The organism is Mesorhizobium sp. M7A.F.Ca.US.002.01.1.1, from assembly GCF_004022955.1.
In the GTDB taxonomy this organism is placed as follows: Bacteria; Pseudomonadota; Alphaproteobacteria; order Rhizobiales; family Rhizobiaceae; genus Mesorhizobium; species Mesorhizobium ciceri.
In genome coordinates, this window is record NZ_RZQE01000051.1 from 1 (window position 1) to 5,285 (window position 5,285).

At 59.4% G+C, this 5,285-nt stretch carries 5 protein-coding genes; all 5 read left to right on the plus strand.

Annotated features, from left to right (window positions below):
- Positions 1–1,163 (plus strand): ABC transporter substrate-binding protein (locus tag EN932_RS08365; RefSeq protein ID WP_128368785.1); only part of this gene is annotated, 1,163 nt, incomplete at its 5' end.
- The gene (locus tag EN932_RS08370) at positions 1,160–2,149 is read left to right on the plus strand and encodes an ABC transporter permease (RefSeq protein WP_063169344.1); all 990 of its coding nucleotides are present in this window, start codon (positions 1,160–1,162) and stop codon (positions 2,147–2,149) included. The genes EN932_RS08365 and EN932_RS08370, both read left to right, overlap by 4 nt.
- Positions 2,146–3,078 carry an ABC transporter permease gene (locus EN932_RS08375; protein WP_063169343.1) on the plus strand — a complete coding sequence of 311 codons (933 nt, stop codon included), beginning with the start codon at positions 2,146–2,148 and terminating at the stop codon, positions 3,076–3,078. Before EN932_RS08370 ends, EN932_RS08375 begins: the two co-directional genes overlap by 4 nt.
- The gene (locus EN932_RS08380; RefSeq protein WP_063169342.1) at positions 3,075–4,085 is read left to right on the plus strand and encodes an ABC transporter ATP-binding protein; all 1,011 of its coding nucleotides are present in this window, start codon (positions 3,075–3,077) and stop codon (positions 4,083–4,085) included. Before EN932_RS08375 ends, EN932_RS08380 begins: the two co-directional genes overlap by 4 nt.
- Entirely contained in the window at positions 4,078–5,079 is a 1,002-nt protein-coding gene (locus EN932_RS08385; RefSeq protein WP_063169341.1) for an ABC transporter ATP-binding protein, read from the plus strand. Before EN932_RS08380 ends, EN932_RS08385 begins: the two co-directional genes overlap by 8 nt.
- Positions 5,080–5,285: the final 206 nt, after the last annotated feature.

Consider the following 5,285-nt stretch of genomic DNA (forward strand, 5'->3'; position numbering starts at 1 on the left):
ATATCATAATGATCGTTCCCGAGCACATTTGGAAGGACATCAGCTATGCTGACGCACGCGTAACCTTCCGCAACGATCCGCCTTTGGTGGGTACGGGACCTATGATCGTTTCGGAGTTTCACCAGGGCCAGTTTACACGCCTGACGCCGAACCCCTATTTCCGTACGGGGAAGCCCCAAATCGCGGGGGTGATCCTGCGGTCCTTCGATGCCGCCGATCCGATTGCGCAAGGTCTTAAGAGCGGGGAACTCGATTATGGCAACTACCTGACGTCCGCCCAGTGGGCTGATCTCTCGAAGGATCCCGACATTGTAGTCGGTGAATCCCGCATAGCTCAGAAAACCTATCTCGCCTTCAACACCGCTTCGGGAGATGGCGCAGGTAGCACCAAGGCTCTGCAGGATCCGGCGTTTCGCGATGCGCTCGGCTACGCGATCGATCAGAAGGCCATCGTCGATCGAGCCATGCGCGGACACGCCGACCCTGGTGTCGGACTCGCAATGCCGGTGGCGGCCGATTACTATTCAGATCTGAACGACATCAGGCGCCACTTCGATCTCGCCGAAGCCAACCGCCGGCTTGACGCCGCAGGGTACCGGGACACGAACGGCGATGGCATTCGGGAGGACAAGGACGGGAAGAGTTTCCAGCTAGAGCTGGTGTCTGGACCTTCAGCAAATATAGAGATGCCGGTCGCGGCAGTGCAGTTTATCGCTGGCTGGTTGGAGCAAATCGGTATCCCTGTATCGGTGACTCGGCTCGACTCCGGTGCGCTGAGCGCCCGCGCCGCAGCTCCGGCGAAAGGCGGCGGAGGGTGGGATCTGCTCATTTCCGATACCTGGCAAGGCCCAACACCTAAAGACCTGCTCATCTTCGGCAGCAGCAATTCCATCGGCATCAAGAACAAGGCGTACTGGACGAATGCGGAGTTCGACAAACTGTTCGCGGAGGTGCAGGTCACCGTTGACCTCAAGAAAAACCAAAAGCTGGTCGACCAGGCAGCGCGACTAATTTATACTGAAGCGCCTTACATCGTACTATGTTACCCCACCCTGCTCGAAGCCCACCGGAGGGATTGCTTCGAGGGTTGGGGAAAGCAAGGCATCATGTCGATGGACAGCTACTTCCCATTCGATCGCTTGAAGCCGGTGCCCGCGCCGTGAACGGAGGGGGAGGGAGCCGTCACATCCTGCGCATCATCGTCAGGGCCTCTATAACCCTCCTGATGGTGGCAGTCCTGAACTTCATCCTATTCCGAGTTATTCCAGGTGACCCTGCATCTCTTTTGCTTGGCGGGGCGCGCGTCAGCGTCACCGCCGAGCAGATTGAGGCGCAGAACCAACGTTGGGGCCTTGACCGGCCGCTGTTCCCGGACCAGGCGGTCGACTACCTGTCGGCAACACTCCGCGGCGATTTCGGCTACAGCTTCAAGTTCAGGGGCAGGCATGTCGCAGACCTGATAGCGGAACGCCTGCCGGACACCATAGTCCTAGTCGGGGTTGCTCAGATAATGGCAATCGTTATTGGGGTGATGCTTGGGATCTACGCAGGCTGGCGCCGGGGAGGAGCCGGCGACCGTATCGCAACCGGAGCCTCTCTGGCGCTCTATTCTACGCCGGCTTTCTGGCTCGGCATGATCCTGGTGGTAATCTTCAGCACGGCATTGGGTTGGCTCCCGGGCTATGGTGCATACTCGCCCGGCCTGATCACGGGCTCTCTTGGTTCGTTCCTCGACTACCTGCAACATCTCACGCTTCCCGCCACTGCGGTGGCGCTTGGGCTAATCGGCCAGTACGTCGTCGTCGCTCGTGCCGCAATGAGTGACGTACTCACCGAGGATTACATGGTAACCGCACGGGCGAAAGGGCTGACCAACGGTCAAATGCTGATGCGTCATGCATTTCGCAATGCAATGCTACCGGTCGTGACCTTGATCACCCTCAATATTGGCTATGTGGTCGCCGGGGCCATCACTGTCGAAGCCGTTTTCGCCTGGCCGGGTATCGGCGGGCTGACGGTGGAAGCACTCAACGCACGGGACTACCCAGTCCTTCAAGGCATATTCCTGTTGCTTGGCGTTTCAATTGTTCTCGCAAACCTCGTAGCCGATCTTGCCTACAGCCTTCTAGATCCGAGGGTCCGACAATGAGCGACAATATTGTTCGATATTGCCCGCGAGGCCGGGCGCGCGCAATAAAAGGCTTTCTGCGTCAATTTCTCAGCTATGGCGGTGCTCAGGTGGGCCTCGTATGTCTGGTATTCTTTCTTGTTGTGGGAGCGGTCCCCAATATTCTGGCGGGACCGCTCCAGACTGCGATCAATGCAACTGGCGATTTCCTCGCACCCCCATCAGGCGAGCATCTGCTCGGCACGGACGAAATCGGGCGGGACGTGCTCAATCTGGTCCTCCATGGTGCCCGGATCTCGCTTACGATTGCGCTACTCGCGACTGTGATCAGCCTCGTCGTTGGGACTACAATCGGTACGACCGCTGGCTACTATGGTGGCAGGGTCGACGTCTGGCTGATGCGCTTGACAGACTTCTTTTTTGTCATGCCGTCCTTCGTGCTGGCGCTGGTCATTACACCCGTGGTTCTCGAGGTGATGGGGCGCGGTGGAGAAATCCTGGGCTTCCGTCCTTCTCTTTTCGTGATCATTGTCGTTATAGGCATGACAAGCTGGTCCTTTGTTGCACGTATCGTCCGGAGTCAGACACTGTCGCTTAAGGAGCGACCATTCATTGATCGTGCGCGCGTTGCGGGTAGCAGTAATTTCGGCATCATGGTGCGGCACATCCTCCCCAATCTCGTGCCGCAAATCGCAGCCAATGGTGCGCTGGTGGTCGCCAGCGCAATCTATGTCGAGACATCGCTCTCATTCCTTGGACTCGGGGACCCGTTGCAGCCTTCATGGGGCACTTTGCTTTCGCTCGCTCAGCGCGCCGGCGCGGCCAGTGCTGGAGCCTGGTGGTACCTCGGCGCCCCAGGACTGTGCGTACTCACGGTTTCGCTTAGCTTCGTCCTGATTGGCAGTGCCCTTGACGACACGTTCAATCCACGGCGGAGGGTGATCCCATGACCAGCTCCTCCCAGGACAAAACACCGCTTCTGGAAATAGACCGGCTCTCTGTCGATTATGGGCTCAAGGGCGTTTCATTGCGAGCAATCGACGGCGTAAGCTTCGCGCTCCGAGCCGGAGAGGCCGTGGGCCTCGTCGGAGAATCGGGCAGTGGCAAGACCACGACCGCGATGGCGATCGCTGGTCTACTATCACCCAACGCGCGGGTCAGCGGCGGCCAAGTGCGCTATCGTGGCAACCGACTGCCGATCGACGATGATGCGGCGATGCGGCCACATCGCTGGAGCGAAACGTCCGTTGTCTTCCAGGGCGCGATGAACGCACTTAATCCTGTTCACCGCATTATCAAGCAGATCGCCGAGCCATGCATGCTGAAGCTCGGCATGTCGCGGGGCGAGGCGACCAAGCGGGGAAGTGAGTTGCTTCAACTGGTCGGCATCCCGGCGGATCGTGGTTCCGCCTACCCTCACGAGTTGTCGGGCGGAATGCGACAAAGGGTGATGATTGCCATGGCGCTCGCGTGTCGACCTTCGATTATCATTGGTGACGAGCCCACCACAGCGCTCGACGTCATCACTCAGGCTCAGATCCTTAACCTGCTAGGCGACTTGCGATCGCAGTTGAGCCTCGCCCTGATTTTGATCACCCACGACCTTTCTGTGGTGGCTAAGTGTTGTGATCGCGTAATGATCATGTACGCGGGCCGCATCGTCGAGGATGGCACTGTCGCCGAGATTTTCGCCCAGCCCAAACATCCCTACACCCGACAGCTGATCGAATCGATCCCGAACCCAGCGAGCGGCAAAAAGATGATCCGGCCAATACCGGGTGATCCTCCCAACTTGGTGAATCGACCCTCGGGCTGCGCTTTCCATCCGCGTTGCCCGTCGGTCATGGGGGGGTGCGCGACCGAAGTCCCCAGCCTCAATAAGTTCGGGCGGGGACGTGTCGCCTGTCACCTTCACCGGTCCTTGACGCAAGAAGACAAGGTCGCTGTTCATGCCTGACACTGCCGGCATCCTGCGTCTCGAGAGCCTGCAAGTTCATTTTCCTATCCAGGGCGGTCTGTTCGACCGTGTCCTGGGCCGATCTGTCGGCGCCATGCGCGCGGTAGACGGGATCGACCTCAACGTCGGGCGGGGCGAGATCGTCGCCCTGGTCGGCGAATCGGGAAGCGGCAAGACCACTGTGGGCCGCGTCATCACCAAGCTTGCCAAGCCGACTGGCGGCAGAATGCTGTTCGAAGGCCGCGACATGAGGTCGGTAGAGGGCTTCTCGGCTCTACGTCCGTACCGGCGTCGCGTGCAAATGATCTTCCAGGACGCTTATCAGGCCCTCAATCCGCGACACACCGTGTTCGACATCGTGGCGGAGCCGTTGCAGTCCCTGCGGCTGGTCGGTAACGCCACTCAACTCGCCGACCGGGTGAGTGAAGCGCTTGCGGCCGCTGGGCTCAATCCTCCCGGCGATTTCTTCGCCCGCTTCCCGCACGAGCTATCCGGCGGGCAGCGCCAGCGCGTCGTGATTGCAGGAGCGCTTGCCGTCCGGCCGGAACTCATCGTTGCTGATGAACCTGTATCGATGCTCGATGTCTCGATACGCGCTCAGATTCTTCAGGTCCTGGTTGACTTGCGCGACAGGCACAACATGGCGCTGCTGTTCATCACCCACGATTTGCCCCTTGCCTGGCTGATCGCCGACCGGATTGCGGTCTTGTATCTTGGAAAATTGGTCGAGATTGGTAGCGCCGACGAGATCACATTCAACCCTCGCCATCCGTATACCGTCGCCTTGCGCAACGCCACACCGCAGATTGGCGGCAACGCAGGTCGCGCCGAGTTGCCGGCCCTGCAGGGCGAGGTTCCAAGTGCCGCGCGCGTGCCGAAGGGCTGCCGTTTCCATCCTCGTTGCCCGCTTGCCTTCGACCGTTGCAAAGCTGAGGAGCCGCCGGCGATCGAAGTTGGACCACAGCACCTGTCAGCCTGCTGGCTCGCTAAGTGAAAGGCATGCAATCAGCGCCACCCCAATGAGCGTATTCCATCTGGTATTGCACAGGCAGGTGGGCTGGAACACCACCATGCAGATAGAATGCTGAGACCCGTCGAAATTGGCCACTCCATCTTGAATCAGTCTCAATGTCTGGGAGGCACTCTGAAGTGTGTAATGAACTAGGCCCGATTAAACCGCCAACGCCGCGATACGAAGTG